This is a genomic window from Paenilisteria rustica (genome assembly GCF_013820765.1).
Classification (GTDB): Bacteria; Bacillota; Bacilli; order Lactobacillales; family Listeriaceae; genus Listeria_A; species Listeria_A rustica.
In genome coordinates this window covers 79,313-97,685 of record NZ_JABJVM010000009.1, presented here as the reverse complement: position 1 = coordinate 97,685, position 18,373 = coordinate 79,313, and the positions used below count along the sequence as shown (strand labels likewise).

Here is an 18,373-nt window from a genome sequence, read left to right as displayed (position 1 = left end):
ATCTCCCCCTATCGTTTAGATTTCATCGCTCGCGTAACGTTCAAGTCTTCCCGATTCGCTAATTCCCGATATTCTGGGCTTTCCACCGCAACCAATTTCACATAACCCTCCTGATTAAAATGCAAGCCCCAGCCATATCGCTTTCCAAGTGGAGAGGTCCGCATACACGCCTGACTTTTCCCCCAGAAAGCTGCTTTTTCCGATTCACGCGCAGCCTCAGGAATATTTTTATGCAACATATGCGTTTCAAAAAGCACCTCTTCTTGCGTATATTTATAATCATTCCCATTCAAAAGTTCAAATTGAATCTCGCCAATCGTTTTTTTAGGGCGTTTTACATTCGGAAACTCACCGTGATCCGCCTTACTATCCTCCGCAACCAAAATAAACGTATCATAATAATTCACATTCATTACTTACACCTACTTCTTAAGTTTATAGTACAATAGCCAAAAGGAGGAATCTAATCATGATTTTAGAAAGCGCTCTACTACAAGTAACACTCGGGGATACAAAACAATTCGAGAACGATTTTGCTACCGCATCCAAGTTTATCAGCTCCATCCCAGGCTACATCAGCCATGAATTACACCATTGCATCGAGAATCCTACTGATTATTTACTGCTCGTTCGGTGGGAAACATTAGAAGATCATACAGAAGGTTTTCGGAAATCCACAGCCTATGAAGAGTGGAAAAAACTTCTCCATCACTATTATAACCCTTTCCCGAAAGTGAAGCACTTTACACGAATTATTTAACTAAAAATGCAAAATAAAACCCGAAAAGATACACAACATATCTCTGCGGGTTTTACTGATTTAATTCAAAATAATGACCTTACCAAAACTATGGCTACTCTCTAAATATGCATGCGCTTTAGCTGTTTCCTCCAATGAAAAAATCTTTTCAGGCTTCACGCGAATACCATATTTACTTATATAATCTAGCAATTCATTCATTTGCGCACTGCTAACATCACTGGACGGGAAACCGGTCAAATATCCTTTCTTAGTATCAAAAATAGGATCAAATTCTTCCAAATACCATTGTCCGCCTAGTTGACCAGTACTACAAACTATTCCCTCTTCCAAAATATGCTCAAAACTATTTTTCACGGTAGCCGGTCCGATTAGCTCGAAAATTTTATCGTACTTCTTGTCGGTCTGCAGTTCGCCATCCCGATCTTCCATTACATCGCTAAAACCAGCTTTTTGCAACATTTCCTTTTTGACCATATTACGGCTTGTTCCATCGATTTCAATGTTTGGATATCGGCCTTTTACCAAGTTAAGGAAAGCGATACCAACACCACTCGTCCCGCCTCGAACTAAAATACGGTCCGATTCTTTCACTCGCAACATTTTCAGCGATCCAAACGCGGTATAATACGTTTCTGGAATTGTCGCTAACTCCTCCCAAGTTAAATCAGTCGTAACAGGATAGATTTGTTCGTTCGGAAGCAACACATATTCTGCATACCCACCATCAAAATCTCGTCCCATTTCCCCCATGATAGAAACTACCTTGCCACCTTCTGGTAAACGCGCTTCATCCGTTGATTCTTTTACAACACCAACTGCTTCGATCCCTAAAATTCGCGGAAACTCGACAGACGGCGATAAACCTTGACGCGTAAAAATTTCTGAATGATTAATCCCGAATCCCATCACTTTAACTAGTGACCAGCCTGGCTTTACCTGGGGCGTCGGAAGTTCTTGATAAACTAGCTTTTCCGGTCCACCAGCTTCTGATACAACAACTGCCTTCATATCATTACCTACCTTTCGATACTTCAACTCAAAATAGTTTTGTCGCAAATACTATTTTACTCGGATTTTCATTATGAGTCTCTTTTTATCTCCTGTTGGCAGTTCCATTGCAAATTCAAACTACAAAAAAACAGTCCCCGTTTAGAGACCGCTTCTCGTTTATTCTTCCGTCTTCTCCGCATACTCCAACATTTTAAAATGAGCATCGAGTGCACTTTTAGCATTCTCATGTATGAGTTCCAACAACGCTTTCTTTTCGCCTTTTTTTGGCACGCGTACTTTTATCCCTAGCGCCTTCGCCAGCAATTTCGTGTCCAGTTGTTCAGGAACGAGTAATTCTTTGGGCAACAAATGATTCGGATGATTATAAAATGCCATTACAAAACTCTCCACCATCTCCATCACATCGCCGACAATCTCAAAAACTTTCGCGTTTCTCCCAACAATAGCCCCATTTCGGATAAAAAAGAGCTGAATCGCGCAAAACTGATCCTGTTCAGCAAAATGCATCATATCTCGATGTCCGAAATCACGCGCCATCACTTTTTGCTTTTCTGTGACACGTTCTAAAACATTCAAAAGTTCATGCGTTTCCTTCGCGCGCTCAAATTCGAGATTATTTATTTGCTCATTCATCCGATTTTCGATGTCACGCTTCACCTCTTTTTGCCCGCCGTTTAAGAAGTCACTAATTTTCTTAATTTGCGCGTCATATTCTTCTCTCGTAACATCACGGGCGCACGGACCAATGCACATGCCTAAATGGTAGTAAAAACAAGGACGACCTTTCTTCCCGTTACAATGACAAAGTGGATATATCTTTTGTAGCAATTCCTGCGTAGCCGTTGCTGTATGACGACTAGCATAAGGACCAAAGTAAAAAGCACCATCTTTCTCGATTTCTTTCGTGGTCTCGAGGTGCGGATTCGTTTCATTCGTGATTTTAAGATACACGTAGCGGATTTCGTCTTTTAGCATCACATTATATGGCGGTTGATATTTCATAATGAGCGTCATTTCAAGTAGTAACGCTTCTTGCTCCGTACTAGTAATAATCAGCTCAAAATCGTGAATATGATGAACCAAACGCGCTGTTTTTCCAACCTGCGTTTTCGTAAAATAAGACTTCACACGTTGCTTGAGGTTCTTGGATTTTCCGATGTATAAAATAGTGCCCTTTTTATCACGATATATGTAGCAACCTGGTGATTCAGGCAATGTTTTTAGCTTTTGTTTCAAATCGGCTTCCATGAATAGCACCTCCAAAAACGTGTATTTATCCTCTTATTTTAGGCTTAACTAGATGTTTTGTAAAGCTGTGTCAACATTAAAAAGCAGAGATTCCACCTGATTAGGAATCTCTGCTTTCTATATCAAAATCTTCTAAGCATGCGATATGCGATTATTATTAATCCTGCACCAGGAATTATAACATGTCTTCGTTTTCCTGTTGTGACCGGTAGTGTTTCTTCCGGTTCTGATAGTGCGTTCGTCGCTTCGTCTGAACTGCTCGCTGCCTTCACTGTCATTTGTTGGGTTGTATTGGGCGTTTGGGTTGTATCATTATTATTATCGACAGCCGCTACTTCTTGCTCCATCGTCGCCGTTTTTTGAGGTGTGGTAGCTTCTGTTTTGGTTGTTCCAGACTGTGCTTGTGCTGTCGCTGTCATTGTATCCGTAGTAGTATCCACATTGACACTTCCATCAGTTACTGATGCTCCTCGTTGCGTTTCTTGCGTTGTTGTACCGCTTACGGTCTGGTTATTGGTGGTATCATTATTATTATTTGCTGCTGTCCCGTTGTTTGCCGTCCCATCATCCACGATAACAGGAGCCTCCAACACGGTAACCACACGTGTAAATGTTGTTGTATTTCCATCCGAATCTGTGACTTGATATAGGACTTCATAATCACCTGCTATGCTCGTATCCACATCATTTTGCGTCACATCTATCAATGAGGTTATATCCCCGTCCTCTTTATCATTTGCCTGCATACCTACCATTGGATCAAAATCAGCATTAGCATCCACCGTGGTATTCTGTTCACCATCTATCGTCGGCGCCTCCGTCACAATCACTTCACGTGTAAAAGTCGTTGTATTTCCATGTGAATCAGTTACTTCATATACAACATCGTAGTCTCCTGGCTTACCCGTATCCACTGGATTTGAAGTGACCACTAGTTGGTTTGTTATATCGCCATCTTCTTTATCCGTCGCCTTCATCGTATCCATTGGATCAAAAGTACTTCCAGGATTAATTTCCGTTACGCTTTCGCCTGTAATGACTGGGGCTTCCGTTCCGATAACGGTTGTAGAAACTTGCAAGCCACCGCTAACTTGGCTATCATGAACTGTAATTTTATCTCCAACTTTGAGCTCTTGGTCTGGAACTTGATAACTATAGTTCCCGTTTTCATCAACTAATATATTATTCACAACTGATTTATTTTGCGTTATGTTTAGAATGCTTACATAATCACCAGGAATTCCTGTCCCAGAAATAAATTGATCCACATCATTCACTGAATTAACTGTAAGCTGCGTACTTACCGGTGCCGTCATCATTGTTACTGCTGGCACTTCCGCCGCATTGGCCTGTACACTTTCCAAAGATAATGGCGTGATAATTAAAAAACTAGCGATTAAAAAACAAGAAATGGACTTTTTAGCATTCATTATTAACCAACCTCTTTCGCTCTTTTATACTTAAATAATATCACGGAACGAAGAAGGTGAATTGTATTTTTTATACACTTTTTCAATCTAATTATGACTTTTTGGTCATTTTCGTAGCTGCACTCCAAATGCCTTGCTCTATATAAACCAAGCTTTCTAAAAAGCCAACGACATTCAACGCTTTGGGAACATAAAAACAGAGCCTTTTTAGGGAAGCCACTATATAACTTCCAAAAATAGACTCTGTGTTTATTATTTCATTTTAAGTTAATGTATACAGTAACTTTACTATAAAACTAATTCCCATGGTCCCCATTCAGCTGCACCAGGAACGTCTCCTTGTGTCCACCATTTCGCTTTGTAAGTTTTCCCTTGATATATGGCAGTGTCTCCCGCAACGTAAATGGAGTCCGCTTTCCATGTATCTCCGGCTGGTAATGCGTTTACTGTGACTGCCACGGCATTACTTGTTACTGTACTAGTTCCTGTAGCAGAACTATCCGTGTTGGTTACAATGCAATAGTAATAACTTGTACCTACTACGCTTGTTGGTGCATTATAGGTTGCACTAGTTGCACCGCTTATTGCTGTGCCGCCAGTGTTCACTTTACTAGAAGTTTTATACCACTGGTAACTAAGTGTTCCTTGTGATACATTTGCGCCTATTGTAAGAGCCGCTGCCCCGCTCAAAGTAGTTGTTTTATCTGTTGGTTGACTCGTAATAATAGGCGTTGCGGCACTACTTGTAGCACTAACGACTACCGATACCGCATTACTTGTCGTTGTTGCAGTCTTGATTCCTGTCGCTGTATTGTCCGTATTGGTTACAACGCAGTAATAGTAATTGGTACCTTCCGCATTTGTTGGCGCATTGTATGTTGCGCTTGTTGCACCACTTATTGCTGTACCGCCAGTATTTACTTTGCTAGAGGCTTTATACCACTGATAGCTAAGTGTTCCTTTAGATACAGAACTGACTACCGTTAAATCTGCTGTGCCACCTACTTTTATCATTTTATCAGTTGGCTGGCTAGAGATTGTTGGAGCTTTAGCATCTGGTGACGGTTGAGCTGAATCATTTGCTGCTTTAATAATTGGCGCAATCGTATTTACAAAATTGTTTCCGTTCGTTTCATCCCAACCAATGGACCATGTCATAATCCCGCGGTAAGTAGGATATTTGGCAAGCAAGGTATTTAGAGCGGACGCATAGACTGAAACGCTTTGTGCCCCATTACCTGCAGCACTAGTAGCAGGAACACCGAAAGCAACTTGATCTGGTCGTAGCCCTGCAAAAGTTCCTTTATCCATCGTTACAAATCCCGTAATAAGCATCTCAGAAAGACGAGTGTATCCTTCTGCAGAATAAACTTGTGCAAAAGGCGCACCAGCATTTGCTGATGGTTGTAGCCAAGCGAAGTCGCCATTAAAACCGTTATAGTATTGTGGGTGAATGTATGTCAAAATATCACGAGTAGCGTTGAGAACGGGGAGAAATGCTCCGCCATTACCTGTACTAATTGCGCCATTTTGGACATAATTATACTCAGGAGCCGCAGAAATAATGAAGTCAGATCCGTAAGTAGTTTTCAGATTGCGAAGTAAGTATTCAAGATTTATGGACTGCTGTGAGGTAAGTTGGCCAATTTTGTCAGTATTCATAACAGCTATGGAACTGCCCTCAAAATCAACATCAAAGCCGTCAAATCCGTATTCATTAATAATACTTTTAACGCCATTCAAGAAAGTATCTCGCTGTGCCGCATTATCCATATGAACAACACCATTTTGTCCGCCGCAAGAAATGACGATTTTCTTACCTTGAGCTTGTAGCGTTTGAATATCTGCTTTAAAAGCTGCTATCTGCTGAGCTTCTGTGCCTGGATAGACTGCGGAAAGATCCATTGACAAATTCGGCGTATAGTAGTTGCCTTTCGTCTCGATAAATGAAACGTTAATGACATCCCAACCTGAACTTGCTTGAGCCAATGTTTTTTTCGATCCACCATTACCACCCAGCCAGTAGCCAATGTTCACATGCGGTTTAAGCTGTGTACTTGATGCAGCGGACACATGCGTTGTGAATGCCATCACGGCGGAGAGTACTAGAATAATAGCTAATCCTGCTGTCAGAATATTTCTTTTCAATGATACGTTCATGAAAAAATCCCCCTAATATAATCATTATTATTACCATGGTGAGATACTCTGATGTTACTTCCCTCTAAAAGATTCCCAACCTTAAGTAGACGCTAACCTTAGTAAGTGACCAAACAATACAATTTTTCCAACTAGTAAAAATCACCCTTTCGCATCATTCTATTTTTCACTAGATTTCTTCTAGGTTGATTGGGAATTATCTTTGCATTAATGAACTAGGAGATGGACATTTATTCTCGTCACAAAAGAATACGCTTCCATAGATATTATTATCAAAAATTCCCATATGTTCATATTAAGATAAAGTTATAAAAATGTCAATTTTAACCGCTAACTTCTGATATGATATCGTAATAATTCTTTCTTTTCATGTATTGAGATATGCTGGTATTGTCCATTTGTAAGAACTGGCGTAAAGATAAAATATGTAGTTAAAGGAGTCGGACATCTGTCTATCCAAATCACCGCTGATGCAACAATGAATACAATCGAAACAGATTTTATGTAGATAATAATATCCTGATAAAGAAAACGAGATAAGCTTCCGCCTACCTCGTTTTCTTTATCTATTAGGGACATTCAAAGCCATTAAAAAATGGATATCGAAATGTTACCCGATACTGCCTTCCATTTCGAACTTAATCAAACGGTTCATTTCGACAGCGTATTCCATTGGTAATTCTTTTGTAAATGGCTCAATGAAGCCCATGACAATCATTTCTGTTGCTTCTTCTTCTGTTACACCACGGCTCATCAGATAGAATAGTTGTTCCTCAGATACTTTAGAAACTTTCGCCTCATGCTCTAAGGAAATATCACTATTCAGGATTTCGTTGTACGGAATCGTATCCGATGTCGACGCGTTATCCATAATTAGCGTATCACACTCGATATTCGAGCGAGATCCTGCTGAATTACGGCCAAAGTGAACGATACCACGATAGGTTACGTTACCGCCTTGTTTCGAAATCGATTTGGAAACGATAGTCGATGATGTATTTGGTGCCAAGTGAAGCATTTTCGCTCCGGCATCTTGGCGTTGTCCTTTACCAGCAATCGCGATGGAAAGTGTCATACCACGTGCGCCTTCACCGCGAAGATGAACAGCTGGGTATTTCATCGTTAGTTTCGAACCAATGTTACCATCAATCCATTCCATTGTCGCATTTTCATCACAGAAAGTACGCTTCGTTACTAGATTGTACACGTTGTTTGCCCAGTTTTGAATTGTTGTGTAACGGCAATAAGCATCACGTTTTACAATGATTTCAACAACTGCTGAGTGAAGGGAATTCGTCGTGTAAACGGGAGCTGTACAGCCTTCCACGTAGTTTACGCTTGCGCCTTCATCCACGATAATTAGTGTACGCTCAAATTGTCCCATGTTCTCCGAGTTGATACGGAAATAGGCTTGTAGCGGTGTATCGACTTTCACGCCTTTTGGTACATAGATGAACGAGCCACCTGACCAAACTGCTGAGTTAAGCGCCGCGAATTTATTATCGGTTGGCGGGATAACTTTTGAGAAATACTCACGGAAAATATCTTCGTTTTCTTTGAGCGCTGAATCTGTATCTTTAAAGACGATTCCGATGTCTTCAAGATCTTTTTTCAAGTTATGGTAAACTACTTCGGACTCGTACTGCGCAGAAGCTCCGGCAAGATATTTCTGCTCTGCTTCGGGAATTCCCAGTTTGTCGAAGGTACGTTTGATTTCGTCTGGAACCTCGTCCCAATCGTTTACCGTGTGATCCGATGGTTTCACGTAATAGCGAATATCCTCAAATTTCAGTTCGGATAAGTCGCCACCCCATTGCGGCATCGGCATTTTATAAAATTGTTCTAAAGACTTCAAGCGGAAATCAAGCATCCACTGAGGTTCTTCTTTAATACTCGAAATTTCTCTCACGATATCTTCTGTTAAGCCGCGTTCACTACGGAAAACGGACGTATCTTTATCATGAAAACCGTATTTATACTCGCCCATTTCTGGAATTTCAGTCATAGTCAAGATCCTCCTTTAAACTTATTATTTCTTTCCTTCGAATTCAAAAATGGCACGTTCCATGGCTTTCCATGAAAGAGTTGCACATTTGATTCGAGCTGGGAATTTAGCAACGCCTGATAAAGCTTCTACGTCACCATTTTCGTCGATAACATCATGTTCGTGACCTTGTACCATTTCTGAAAAGTCACGCGACATTTTGAGGGCTTCTTTTTCTGATTTCCCGATAATGCTCTCGGTCATCATGGAAGCACTCGCCATCGAGATCGAACATCCGCTACCTGTAAATTTGGCGCCAGTAATGATTTCATTTTCCACTTTGAGATGGAGATGAATTTCGTCACCACACGTCGGGTTATTCAGGTCAATCGTGACACTTTCGTCGTCGAGCGTGCCGTTGTTGCGCGGATTTTTGTAGTGATCCATAATAACTTGGCGATATAATTGATCTAATTTGCGACCACTCATAGTCCGAAATACTCCTTTGTTAGCTTGAGGCCAGCGATAAACTGGTCGACCTCCTGCTTGGTATTATATACGTAAAAACTCACTCTGGCTGTGGATGACGTATCCAACCACTTCATGAGCGGCTGTGCGCAATGATGTCCGGCGCGAATTGCCACGCCTTCTTCATCGAGTACTGTCGCGATATCGTGTGGATGCGCGCCTTCCAAATTAAACGTAATCAGTCCGCAACGCTTCGTCGCGTCTAGTGGACCATATATCGTAATGCCGTCCAGCTTCTGCATTTCTGCCATCGCATAGGCGGTTAATTCTTCTTCGTGATTGTGAATCAGGTCAAAGCCAATCGTTTCCAAATAGTCAATCGCAGCGCCAAGACCAATCGCTCCCGCAATGTTCGGCGTCCCTGCTTCCATTTTCCACGGCAGTTCTTTCCACGTCGAGTCATGTAACTCTACAAAATCGATCATTTCACCGCCAAATTCCGTCGGGTTCATCGCATCAAGCAATTCCCGTTTCCCATAAAGCGCACCGATTCCTGTCGGCGCCATCATTTTATGCCCCGAAAAAGCGTAAAAATCAGCGTCCAACGCGAGTACGTCGACCTTCATGTGCGGCACAGCTTGGGCGCCATCTACAACGATAACCGCGCCAACTGAATGCGCCAAATCCGCAATCTCACGAACCGGTGCAATCGAGCCGATCACATTGGAAACGTGAGCAATCGCAACAATCTTGGTTTTTTCATTGATTACTTTTGCAGCGTTAGCAAGCGTAATCGTCGCATCCGCGTCCAATTCAATATAAACTAGCGTCGCGCCCGTCCGTTTCGCCAACTGCTGCCACGGAATCAAGTTACTATGATGCTCCAAATGGGAAATCACAATCTCGTCTCCCGCTTGTAAATTAGCGTCACCATAACCGTTTGCAATCATATTAATCGCCGTCGTCGTCCCGCGCGTGAAAATAATTTCCGCCGTCTCGCGAGCACCAATAAAGCGCGCCACCTTCGCCCGGCTACCTTCATAAGCATCCGTCGCGCGAGCCGCCAGCGTATGAACACCGCGGTGAACGTTCGCATTTTCCCACTCATAATATTTCATGACTGCATCTAAGACTTGCTTCGGTTTTTGGGAAGTAGCCGCATTATCCAAGTAAGCAAGCGGTTTTTCATTGATCTCCTGCTTTAAAATCGGAAAATCAGCCTGAATTTTTTGGGTTAGCGTCATGTTAGCGCACTTTCCCTTCGATAACTTCCTTCAGTTGAAGTTTCACACTTTCGATTGGTAGTTGACGTACAACTGGATCAAGGAAACCATGAATAACAAGTCGTTCTGCTTCTTGTTTCGAAATTCCGCGACTCATTAGATAGAAAAGTTGCAACGGATCCACACGACCAACTGACGCCGCATGTCCAGCCACTACATCATTTTCATCAATTAAAAGAATTGGATTCGCATCTCCACGCGCTTTTGGACTAAGCATCAACACGCGAGATTCTTGTTGCGCATCCGATTTCGACGCACCATGTTTAATATGGCCAATACCGTTGAAAATCGTTGTCGCGCTATCTTTCATAACACCGTGTGACAAAATCGTACCCAGCGATGCCAAGCCGTAATGCGTCACACGCGTCGTAATATTTTGCGTTTGTTTTCCACGACCAACCGTCACCGTTTTCACGTCACTGACAGAGCCATTGCCCATCAAGTTCGTCGTATTTTCATTAATCGTATCGCCATCATTCATCAAACCAAGCGCCCACTCCACACGGCTATCGTTTCCAACATGTCCACGGCGGCTAACATAAGTCGTCGCGCCACTTCCCAAGTTGTCCACCGCACCGAATTTAATTTGCGCATTGTTCTTTGCAATAACCTCAGCAACAATATTCACAATACCTTTATTCTCCGCGTTAAGCGTCACATAGTTCTCCACGTAAGTCACGGCGCTATTATCATCAGCAACTAGCAACACATGGTTCACAAGTGGAGAGCTCGCATTTTCATGTGCAAAAACCGCTTGAATCGGCTCTTTCACTTCCACGTTTTTCGGTACATACAAGAACAATCCACCGTTCACAAGCGCCGTATGGAAGGCCGTCAAACGACTTTCATCCACTTTTACCGCTTCGGTCATGAAATATTTCTGTACCAGTTCCGGATGTTCCTTCGCCGCCGTGATGATATCCGTAAAAATAACACCCGCTTCAGCCAATTCTTTGCTCAAATGAAGTCGCGCTGGGCGATTATCAATTTGAACATATACATTCGCGTCCTCAGCAACTAAAGCCTGCACACTCTCCGGTAACGCCTCATTCGTCACACCCGCTTGAAAGGCCGCATAAGCCTCAAACTTCGTGAAATTCCAGCGATCAATCTTTGTTTTATCTACAAATGGCAATGCTAATTCCGAAGCTTGTTGCCATGCATTTATCCGTAGCTCTGTTAACCAGCCAGGCTCGCCTAAATCGCCTGAAAAAGCACGGATAAAATCATCTTTTACAGCTAAATTTTCTGTCATGATTTATCCCTCACTCTCTTATTTTTGGTCAACGGTTTCTTCTTCTTCGTCAAACTCGATACCAAGTTCTTGCTTAATCCAGTCATAACCTTCGCCCTCTAAGCGCTTCGCAAGTTCAGATCCGCCACTTTTCACGACTTTCCCTTGCATCATCACGTGTACAAAATCAGGCTCGATATAATTCAACAAACGTTGGTAATGGGTAATAATCAAGCAACCAAAACCTTCGCCGCGCATTTCGTTAATACCTTTTGAAACGACTTTCAGTGCGTCGATGTCAAGACCTGAATCGATTTCATCCAAAATCGCAATCGTCGGCTCAATCATCAATAATTGCAGAATTTCGTTACGTTTTTTCTCTCCGCCAGAGAAACCTTCATTCAAATAACGCTCAGCCATCTCTTCGTCCATTTCCAAAATAGCCATTTTCTCGTCTAATTTACGGATATATTGCATCAACGGAATTTCTTTACCTTCTTCACGACGGCTATTAATCGCAGCACGCATGAATTCAGCGTTTGTAACCCCACTAATTTCACTCGGATATTGCATTGCTAAAAATAGACCAGCACGAGCGCGTTCATCTACTTCCATTTCCAGAACATCTTCCCCATCAAGTTCGATAGTCCCTTGTGTTACTTCATATTTAGGATGCCCCATAATTGCTGAGGATAGCGTCGATTTACCAGTTCCGTTAGGTCCCATTATTGCGTGGATTTCCCCAGTCGAAATTTCTAGGTTAACCCCTTTTAGAATCTCTTTACCTTCTATTTCAACATGTAAATCTTGAATTTTCAACGTTGACATTAAAAATTACCTCCTAATTTTTTCGCATTATTTTTCAGTACGTATGATTCTAGTTTAGTATAATTCTAATCTAATTACAACTATCCGAAATACATTCTTTTTAAAATAGTCTTGCTTTGTGGTATAGCCTTACTTTCCCCTCCATCAATCATATTATCAATCGTTCCATGACACTTGAGAAAATCGCACGTAACGTCCTTTACTAGTGTACCAAAATGCCACACCGAAAACACTCAAAAAGGTTTAAAAAAGGATTGTCGAAATGCAGTCGGTATGCTATGGTTGTGTTAGTATAACAATTCTGGAATACCCAAAATTATGGGAGGCATATTTAATATGAAGAAAGCCATCATCGCATTAGCTTTGATTGTCCTGTCGGTAGCCTTATTTTTAACGGCTTGTACATCGCCAAAATCAGAGTTCATGTCATCTTTTCGAAATACCGTAAAAAACAAGCAATTTACAACTTTAATAACGTTGCAACCAACGGAAATCTCAGGTTTTGAGGAACTTAACCAGTTGAATCCGGACGCCTTAGTAGCAAGCAATGTAACCGTCAAAACATCGCGTGACAGTGAACGCGATTTAACCTATAATACATTCGGACTTCATGTCGGCGGCGTCCCAACGATGGATGTAACCGCCCATTCTTTCCAAAACGGTAGTACTGGCAAAATTTTTGTACCTGCCAATGATTTTTTCCAAACAGCAACACCAGTCACAAACATGCTAGATTTAGCGACCAATTCGGTATTCTCCAAAGTGCTAGCTGAAAACGAAGACTTAAAAGACAAGCAACTTGACCTATTACAAACGTGGCAAAATGTCACCAATCAAGTCATCGATGAAAAAACAGTGGACGAGCAAGCCGATCAACTTCAAGCAATCGAAGGAAAAACCGCTTTTCTGATCTATGAAAACTTGAATAAGTTAGATAAGAGTCATTATCAAACGGAAAATGGGACGATTAGACTCACGCTTAGCAAGAAAGAACTCGCCGAATTGGCAAATGCTTGGCTAGAAGAATTCCGCTCAAATCCTGATTTTATAAGTTTTTACGCAAACGTATCTGGACTAAAAGAATCGCAAGCAAAGGAATCATGGGATGCTAATAGTAGCGATATGCAAGAAACGCTGAAGGCGCTCATTCAAAATAAGAACATCCAACTGAGCACGGTGATGACCTTACATCCTGACGCAGACAAAGGTATTAAAAAGCTTGTTATGACCGTCGATTATGCCAATCAGGAAAATCATCAGAAACTAAAATTCAACTTTATGATGGAGCTTCTAGACTTTGAGAAAATTCCTGAGTCTCCGAGTAAGGCAGATATCGTTACGAAGAAAGAACTCGATAATGTGATGACCGACGTTATACAAGCGCAGCGAAAATGATTATCGCGTACGTCTGATAGTACAATCACCATTACCTTATTGGGACCCACATTACTGATTTTCATGAAATTCTTAGATTCCCTTCCTTTTGTTTTCATCCGTTTTCTGTAATATAGTCTTTGTAAACAAGATAGCTTTTACGTTTCCCCCCTTTTTCGTAATTGACTATCTATCCTTTTTTCAAGCTAGTTCCCCTGCTAGCTTGTTTTTTTATTTCTGGAACGAAAAACAGGCGTATCGAAAATCTAATGACAGATTTCCGATACGCCTTTTTCTTATTCACCGTCTCGCAATATTCACCGTTGTAAACACGAATTTATCATACCGGTGGCGCGATTTCGAATACTCGAAAGCCATCCCATTATTCAAATAAACCGTTTGTTCAACTTCAATCACCGGGTCCATCTCCGAACAATCAAGATAATCAAAATCCATTTGTCCCGGCTTATCCGCCCGAATTTGCTTATAGGAACTCGCAATTTTCAAGTTCAACCGTTCGCGAATATACGTATAAATCGAATGCTCCAGCACTTCCTGCGTCACACCAGGAATCAGCGCAACAGGCATGCACGTATGCTCTAAAACATAAGGCTCACCGTCCACAAGCCGTGCCCGAACAATATCATAAACCGGTGTTTCCAGATCAATATTTAATCGTTCGGCTACATATTTATCAGGAAATGTCACCTGGAACTGCACGATTTTACTTTCTACATCGCGTCCTTCCAACAACTTTGTAAAGCCGTTCACTTCCTGACTATGAATGTTCAACCGATCCATGTCAAGCGCTGACTTAATGATAAACGTTCCGTGTCCACGCTTGCGATACAACAACCCTTCCAAAACAAGAACCTCAAGTGCCTTCTTCATCGTCATGCGGCTACAATCAAATTCTTTTGCAAGTGTCATTTCATCTGGAATTGGTTTATCAAGCGAATATTCTTTGGCGAAAATACGCTTTTTCAACGCCTCCGCGATAAAACTATATTTTGTCTGATTATTTGCCATGGCGCTAAACACCTCTTTTTTCTTTCTATTCTATCACAAAAATTACTCAGCGAAACCATGATTATCGGAAAGCTCTTTATACCAGCGACCAGAAGATTTGATTGTCCGTTTGTAATCTTGATCTAAGTTCACTTCCACCAAGCCGTAACGGTTTTTGTATGCATTTGCCCACGACCAACAATCCATAAATGTCCACAAATGATACCCTTTACAGTTCGCACCTTCCGCCATTGCTTTATGCAACCATTTCAAATGATCCTTAATAAACGCAATCCGGTAATGGTCATCAATGTATCCATCCGCTGTACGATAACGATCCTCGCCCTCAACGCCCATCCCATTTTCAGAAATGAAGAACGGAATGTTACCATAATTATCACGCAGATTAATCGAGATATCATAGATCGCCTTCTCGAAAATTTCCCAGCCACGATACGGATTCATTTTACGATAAGGCATTTCATAGTTATCAAATAAATGCTCTGGCATAAGCGGCGCATCTGGGTGAGCGGCATACTCCTTCGCTTTCACACGACGCGGCTGATAATAGTTCACGCCAAGAATATCAATAATATTGTTCTTAATAACCGCCAAATCTTCCTCTGTATAGGTCGGTAAAATAGCATGTTCCTTCAAAATATCTACCAAATCAGCCGGAAATTCTCCCTTTGTCACAGGATCTAGGAAACTGCGATTAAAAATCAAATCGGCAATATGTGCTGCGCGAATATCAGCTGGATTTTGGCTACGTGGATAAGATGGCGTCAAGTTCAAGATGATACCAATCTCCCCACCTTGTTCAAGCGCATGATATTCCTTCACCGCAAGCGAATGCGCAACCGTCGTGTGATACGCCACTTGCACCGCCCGTTTGAAATCGACAACATTCGGATAATGCGCATCATATAAATAGCCCATCTCAACCGGAACAATTGGCTCGTTAAACGTAAACCAATGCTTCACTCGATCGCCAAACAGCTCAAAACACGTTTTTGCAAAAGTCGAATACGCACTAACAACTTCACGGTTTTCCCAGCCACCGATTTCCTGCATCGACATCGGCATATCAAAATGATACAAGTTCATAAACGGCTCGACACCATTCGCTAACATTTCGTCAATTACACGGTTATAAAAATCAACAGCTTTCGGGTTTACCTCTCCAATCCCATCAGGAATCAAGCGCGACCACTGAATCGACGTCCGGAACGAATTATGTCCCGTTTCCTTCATTAACTGGATATCCTCTTTATATTGATAATAGAAATTAGACGTGTTCGCAGGCCCAACATCATTGAAAAAACGACCCGGTTCAATGTCATACCAATGATCCCAAATGCTCGGTTTTCTGCCATCAACATCAGCAGCACCTTCCGTTTGAGGACCCGAAGCCGCACTACCCCACCAAAAATCTTGCGGAAATTCATATTTCATCATTTCTACCTCCAAGAGACGAGCATCAAGCGCCCGTTTAATATCTTTATTATACCCTATTTATTTAAAAGTATAAACTTATAACTCGTCAAAGGTATATTTGATGTGAAAGTAAAGTAAAAACACTCATTTGGACTAAATACAAACATCCAAATCGAGTGTTTTATTATATTTCAATTCGATTAGAGATATACATACTTCATCTTTCTTGTTATAATAAAATCAGTAGAGACGTAAAGATGGTGGCTATCAACATGAAGGTGGTGATGCTTATGAACATGAGCGCTAACCCTTTGGAAAGGATCAGCAATGTCTGTTGCAGAAGCACTCGCGCTCATGATCGGCTTTGGAAGCTTTTTAGTTTCCTTAATCGGTCTAGTAGTCAAGATTGCTAAAGCAGTACAACAAGACAAAGAATAGCCATCTACCTCAACTTTGACGGGTTGATAGATGGCTATTCTAGCATTTATAAATAAGTCACTGTTCTTGGAAATCTCTACTTGCGAAGAGGGTTGTGTTACTAGCACGACTCTCTTTTCATATTCATTATAACAAAATTCCTATCCCCACGCAACATTTCTTCTCCTCCCCTCTTGCTAACCGCCCCCAACTAAGCTAAAATAAAAACATGTCGTATATGTCTAGGAATATGGCCCAGACGTTTCTACTTAGCTACCGTAAATGGCTAAACTACGAGCAATAGCATACTCGATTTCTGCTTTTTAGGCAGGATCGGTTCTTTTTTGCGATGGCTCATCTTTGAAAAATGTGCGACAACACAATTCAGGGAGGCTTTTTTTAATGGAAAAATTGTTTAGACTACGAGAAAATAAGACAACGATTAAAACAGAAATTTTGGCGGGGTTAACGACTTTCTTGTCAATGGCTTACATATTATTTGTGAATCCGTCCGCACTTGCAACAACCGGGATGGACATGAGCGCGGTATTCGTTGCTACGGCTCTTGCGGCTGTCGTCGGATCGTTACTCATGGGACTTATCGCGAACTATCCAATCGGGTTAGCGCCAGGAATCGGACTTAGTTCTTTTTTCGCGTACACGGTTTGTGCGCAGTGGGGAATTCCTTGGGAGACCGCATTATCGGGTGTTTTAGTCTCAGGCTGTGTATTTATTGTCCTAACCGTTACAGGAATTCGTGAAAAAATTATTAACGCAATTCCAACCGAGTTAAAATTCGCCGTGGGTGCAGGGATTGGTTTTTTCATCGCTTTTCTTGGCTTGAAAAACGCGGGGATTATCGTTGGAAATAAGGCGACACTCGTGGCACTGGGCGATTTGCATAATAGCGCTGTCCTGCTCGCCGTTTTCGGTATCGTTATTACCATTATTCTCATGACTTTAAATATAAATGGAGCGATTTTTATCGGGATGGCAGCGACTGTCATTGTCGGCATGATTTTCCAACTAATCGATGTGCCAACTCAAGTCGTGGCGCCGATTCCAGATATTTCGCCTACTTTTGGACAAGCACTCTTTCACCTTGGCGATATTTTCACACCACAGATGTTGATCGTCATTTTGACATTCTTCTTCATTGATTTCTTTGATACGGCTGGAACACTCGTTGCGGTAGCGAATCAAGCAGGATTCATGAAAGATAACAAAATCCCACGCGCAAGCCGTGCCTTGTTCGCTGACTCCTCGGCGACGATTGTTGGCTCGATTCTAGGAACCTCTACAACAACTTCTTATGTAGAATCGACAGCGGGGGTTGCGGTTGGCGGACGTACCGGATTGACCGCGATTGTCATAGCAATTTGTTTCGGATTATCGATGTTCTTTTCACCACTACTCGGCGTTATCACAAGCGCTGTAACAACTCCTGCCCTAGTGATTGTCGGCATTCTAATGATTGGTAACGTGGCACATATCGACTGGTCCAAATTCGAAATCGCCGTTCCTTGTTTCATGGTTATTTTGATGATGGTACTTAGTTTCTCGATAGCATCAGGAATCGCGCTCGGCTTCATTTTCTACCCGATTACGATGTTTTTCAAAGGTAGATACAAAGAAGTCCACCCGATTATGTACGTATTAATGATCTTATTTATCTGCTATTTTATATTCGTTGTTTAAAAAAAGTTGGGCGCGATGACGCCCAACTTT

General features: G+C 41.8%; 16 protein-coding genes and 1 riboswitch. Of the genes, 4 read left to right on the top strand and 12 right to left on the bottom strand.

The window, feature by feature from the left end:
* Nucleotides 1-8: 8 nt before the first annotated feature.
* A complete protein-coding gene (locus HPK16_RS10155; RefSeq protein WP_181676854.1) occupies nt 9-413 on the bottom strand; it encodes a DUF6157 family protein in 405 nt (134 codons plus the stop codon).
* Nucleotides 414-469: 56 nt separating this feature from the next.
* Here HPK16_RS10155 and HPK16_RS10150 point away from each other — a divergent pair, with 56 nt between their 5' ends.
* Nucleotides 470-760 carry an antibiotic biosynthesis monooxygenase family protein gene (locus tag HPK16_RS10150; protein WP_181676853.1) on the top strand — a complete coding sequence of 97 codons (291 nt, stop codon included), beginning with the start codon at nt 470-472 and terminating at the stop codon, nt 758-760.
* A gap of 60 nt (nt 761-820) precedes the next feature.
* On the opposite strand, the gene HPK16_RS10145 is transcribed toward HPK16_RS10150, so the two are convergent.
* The 9 genes from HPK16_RS10145 to sufC form a co-directional block, all read right to left on the bottom strand.
* Entirely contained in the window at nt 821-1,771 is a 951-nt protein-coding gene (locus HPK16_RS10145; RefSeq protein WP_181676852.1) for a zinc-binding dehydrogenase, read from the bottom strand.
* Between the two features lie 159 nt (nt 1,772-1,930).
* Complete coding sequence (gene uvrC, locus HPK16_RS10140; protein ID WP_181676851.1) at nt 1,931-3,022, bottom strand: excinuclease ABC subunit UvrC; 1,092 nt, start codon at nt 3,020-3,022, stop codon at nt 1,931-1,933.
* 122 nt (nt 3,023-3,144) lie between these two features.
* On the bottom strand, nt 3,145-4,452 hold the full coding sequence (locus HPK16_RS10135; protein WP_181676850.1) for an immunoglobulin-like domain-containing protein: 1,308 nt from the start codon (nt 4,450-4,452) through the stop codon (nt 3,145-3,147).
* Nucleotides 4,453-4,740: 288 nt separating this feature from the next.
* A complete protein-coding gene (locus HPK16_RS10130) occupies nt 4,741-6,612 on the bottom strand; it encodes a glycosyl hydrolase family 18 protein (RefSeq protein ID WP_181676884.1) in 1,872 nt (623 codons plus the stop codon).
* Between the two features lie 610 nt (nt 6,613-7,222).
* Nucleotides 7,223-8,617, bottom strand: a complete 1,395-nt coding sequence (gene sufB, locus HPK16_RS10125; RefSeq protein WP_036065803.1) for a Fe-S cluster assembly protein SufB — start codon at nt 8,615-8,617, stop codon at nt 7,223-7,225.
* 24 nt (nt 8,618-8,641) lie between these two features.
* Nucleotides 8,642-9,085 carry a Fe-S cluster assembly sulfur transfer protein SufU gene (gene sufU / locus HPK16_RS10120; protein WP_181676849.1) on the bottom strand — a complete coding sequence of 148 codons (444 nt, stop codon included), beginning with the start codon at nt 9,083-9,085 and terminating at the stop codon, nt 8,642-8,644.
* A complete protein-coding gene (locus HPK16_RS10115) occupies nt 9,082-10,308 on the bottom strand; it encodes a cysteine desulfurase (RefSeq protein ID WP_181676848.1) in 1,227 nt (408 codons plus the stop codon). Before HPK16_RS10115 ends, sufU begins: the two co-directional genes overlap by 4 nt.
* 1 nt (nt 10,309) lies before the next feature.
* Nucleotides 10,310-11,602: a Fe-S cluster assembly protein SufD gene (gene sufD / locus HPK16_RS10110; protein WP_181676847.1), complete on the bottom strand. Its 1,293-nt coding sequence runs from the start codon at nt 11,600-11,602 to the stop codon at nt 10,310-10,312.
* Nucleotides 11,603-11,620: 18 nt separating this feature from the next.
* Nucleotides 11,621-12,409 carry a Fe-S cluster assembly ATPase SufC gene (sufC, locus tag HPK16_RS10105; protein ID WP_036065799.1) on the bottom strand — a complete coding sequence of 263 codons (789 nt, stop codon included), beginning with the start codon at nt 12,407-12,409 and terminating at the stop codon, nt 11,621-11,623.
* Between the two features lie 336 nt (nt 12,410-12,745).
* On the opposite strand from sufC, the gene HPK16_RS10100 reads away from it, so the two are divergent.
* Nucleotides 12,746-13,804 (top strand): Lmo2079 family surface lipoprotein, encoded by a 1,059-nt coding sequence (locus HPK16_RS10100; RefSeq protein ID WP_181676846.1) that lies wholly within the window; start codon nt 12,746-12,748, stop codon nt 13,802-13,804.
* 279 nt (nt 13,805-14,083) lie between these two features.
* On the opposite strand, the gene HPK16_RS10095 is transcribed toward HPK16_RS10100, so the two are convergent.
* Together HPK16_RS10095 and HPK16_RS10090 are read right to left on the bottom strand one after the other, a co-directional pair.
* The gene (locus HPK16_RS10095) at nt 14,084-14,812 is read right to left on the bottom strand and encodes a GntR family transcriptional regulator (protein WP_036059960.1); all 729 of its coding nucleotides are present in this window, start codon (nt 14,810-14,812) and stop codon (nt 14,084-14,086) included.
* A gap of 42 nt (nt 14,813-14,854) precedes the next feature.
* Nucleotides 14,855-16,246: a glycoside hydrolase family 1 protein gene (locus tag HPK16_RS10090; protein ID WP_181676845.1), complete on the bottom strand. Its 1,392-nt coding sequence runs from the start codon at nt 16,244-16,246 to the stop codon at nt 14,855-14,857.
* Nucleotides 16,247-16,555: 309 nt separating this feature from the next.
* On the opposite strand from HPK16_RS10090, the gene HPK16_RS10085 reads away from it, so the two are divergent.
* Both HPK16_RS10085 and HPK16_RS10080 read left to right on the top strand, forming a co-directional pair.
* Nucleotides 16,556-16,666, top strand: a complete 111-nt coding sequence (locus tag HPK16_RS10085) for a putative holin-like toxin (protein ID WP_077912480.1) — start codon at nt 16,556-16,558, stop codon at nt 16,664-16,666.
* Nucleotides 16,667-16,857: 191 nt separating this feature from the next.
* A riboswitch (purine riboswitch) is annotated at nt 16,858-16,959 on the top strand.
* Between the two features lie 88 nt (nt 16,960-17,047).
* The gene (locus tag HPK16_RS10080; protein WP_036059954.1) at nt 17,048-18,343 is read left to right on the top strand and encodes an NCS2 family permease; all 1,296 of its coding nucleotides are present in this window, start codon (nt 17,048-17,050) and stop codon (nt 18,341-18,343) included.
* Nucleotides 18,344-18,373 lie beyond the last annotated feature (30 nt).

Bases quoted from the DNA above. Each gene is read 5' to 3' on its own strand.
- HPK16_RS10155 (WP_181676854.1), bottom strand. From the start codon at position 413: ATGAATGTGAATTATTATGATACGTTTATTTTGGTTGCGGAGGATAGT.
- HPK16_RS10150 (WP_181676853.1), top strand. From the start codon at position 470: ATGATTTTAGAAAGCGCTCTACTACAAGTAACACTCGGGGATACAAAA.
- HPK16_RS10145 (WP_181676852.1), bottom strand. From the start codon at position 1,771: ATGAAGGCAGTTGTTGTATCAGAAGCTGGTGGACCGGAAAAGCTAGTT.
- uvrC (WP_181676851.1), bottom strand. From the start codon at position 3,022: ATGGAAGCCGATTTGAAACAAAAGCTAAAAACATTGCCTGAATCACCA.
- HPK16_RS10135 (WP_181676850.1), bottom strand. From the start codon at position 4,452: ATGAATGCTAAAAAGTCCATTTCTTGTTTTTTAATCGCTAGTTTTTTA.
- HPK16_RS10130 (WP_181676884.1), bottom strand. From the start codon at position 6,612: ATGAACGTATCATTGAAAAGAAATATTCTGACAGCAGGATTAGCTATT.
- sufB (WP_036065803.1), bottom strand. From the start codon at position 8,617: ATGACTGAAATTCCAGAAATGGGCGAGTATAAATACGGTTTTCATGAT.
- sufU (WP_181676849.1), bottom strand. From the start codon at position 9,085: ATGAGTGGTCGCAAATTAGATCAATTATATCGCCAAGTTATTATGGAT.
- HPK16_RS10115 (WP_181676848.1), bottom strand. From the start codon at position 10,308: ATGACGCTAACCCAAAAAATTCAGGCTGATTTTCCGATTTTAAAGCAG.
- sufD (WP_181676847.1), bottom strand. From the start codon at position 11,602: ATGACAGAAAATTTAGCTGTAAAAGATGATTTTATCCGTGCTTTTTCA.
- sufC (WP_036065799.1), bottom strand. From the start codon at position 12,409: ATGTCAACGTTGAAAATTCAAGATTTACATGTTGAAATAGAAGGTAAA.
- HPK16_RS10100 (WP_181676846.1), top strand. From the start codon at position 12,746: ATGAAGAAAGCCATCATCGCATTAGCTTTGATTGTCCTGTCGGTAGCC.
- HPK16_RS10095 (WP_036059960.1), bottom strand. From the start codon at position 14,812: ATGGCAAATAATCAGACAAAATATAGTTTTATCGCGGAGGCGTTGAAA.
- HPK16_RS10090 (WP_181676845.1), bottom strand. From the start codon at position 16,246: ATGAAATATGAATTTCCGCAAGATTTTTGGTGGGGTAGTGCGGCTTCG.
- HPK16_RS10085 (WP_077912480.1), top strand. From the start codon at position 16,556: ATGTCTGTTGCAGAAGCACTCGCGCTCATGATCGGCTTTGGAAGCTTT.
- HPK16_RS10080 (WP_036059954.1), top strand. From the start codon at position 17,048: ATGGAAAAATTGTTTAGACTACGAGAAAATAAGACAACGATTAAAACA.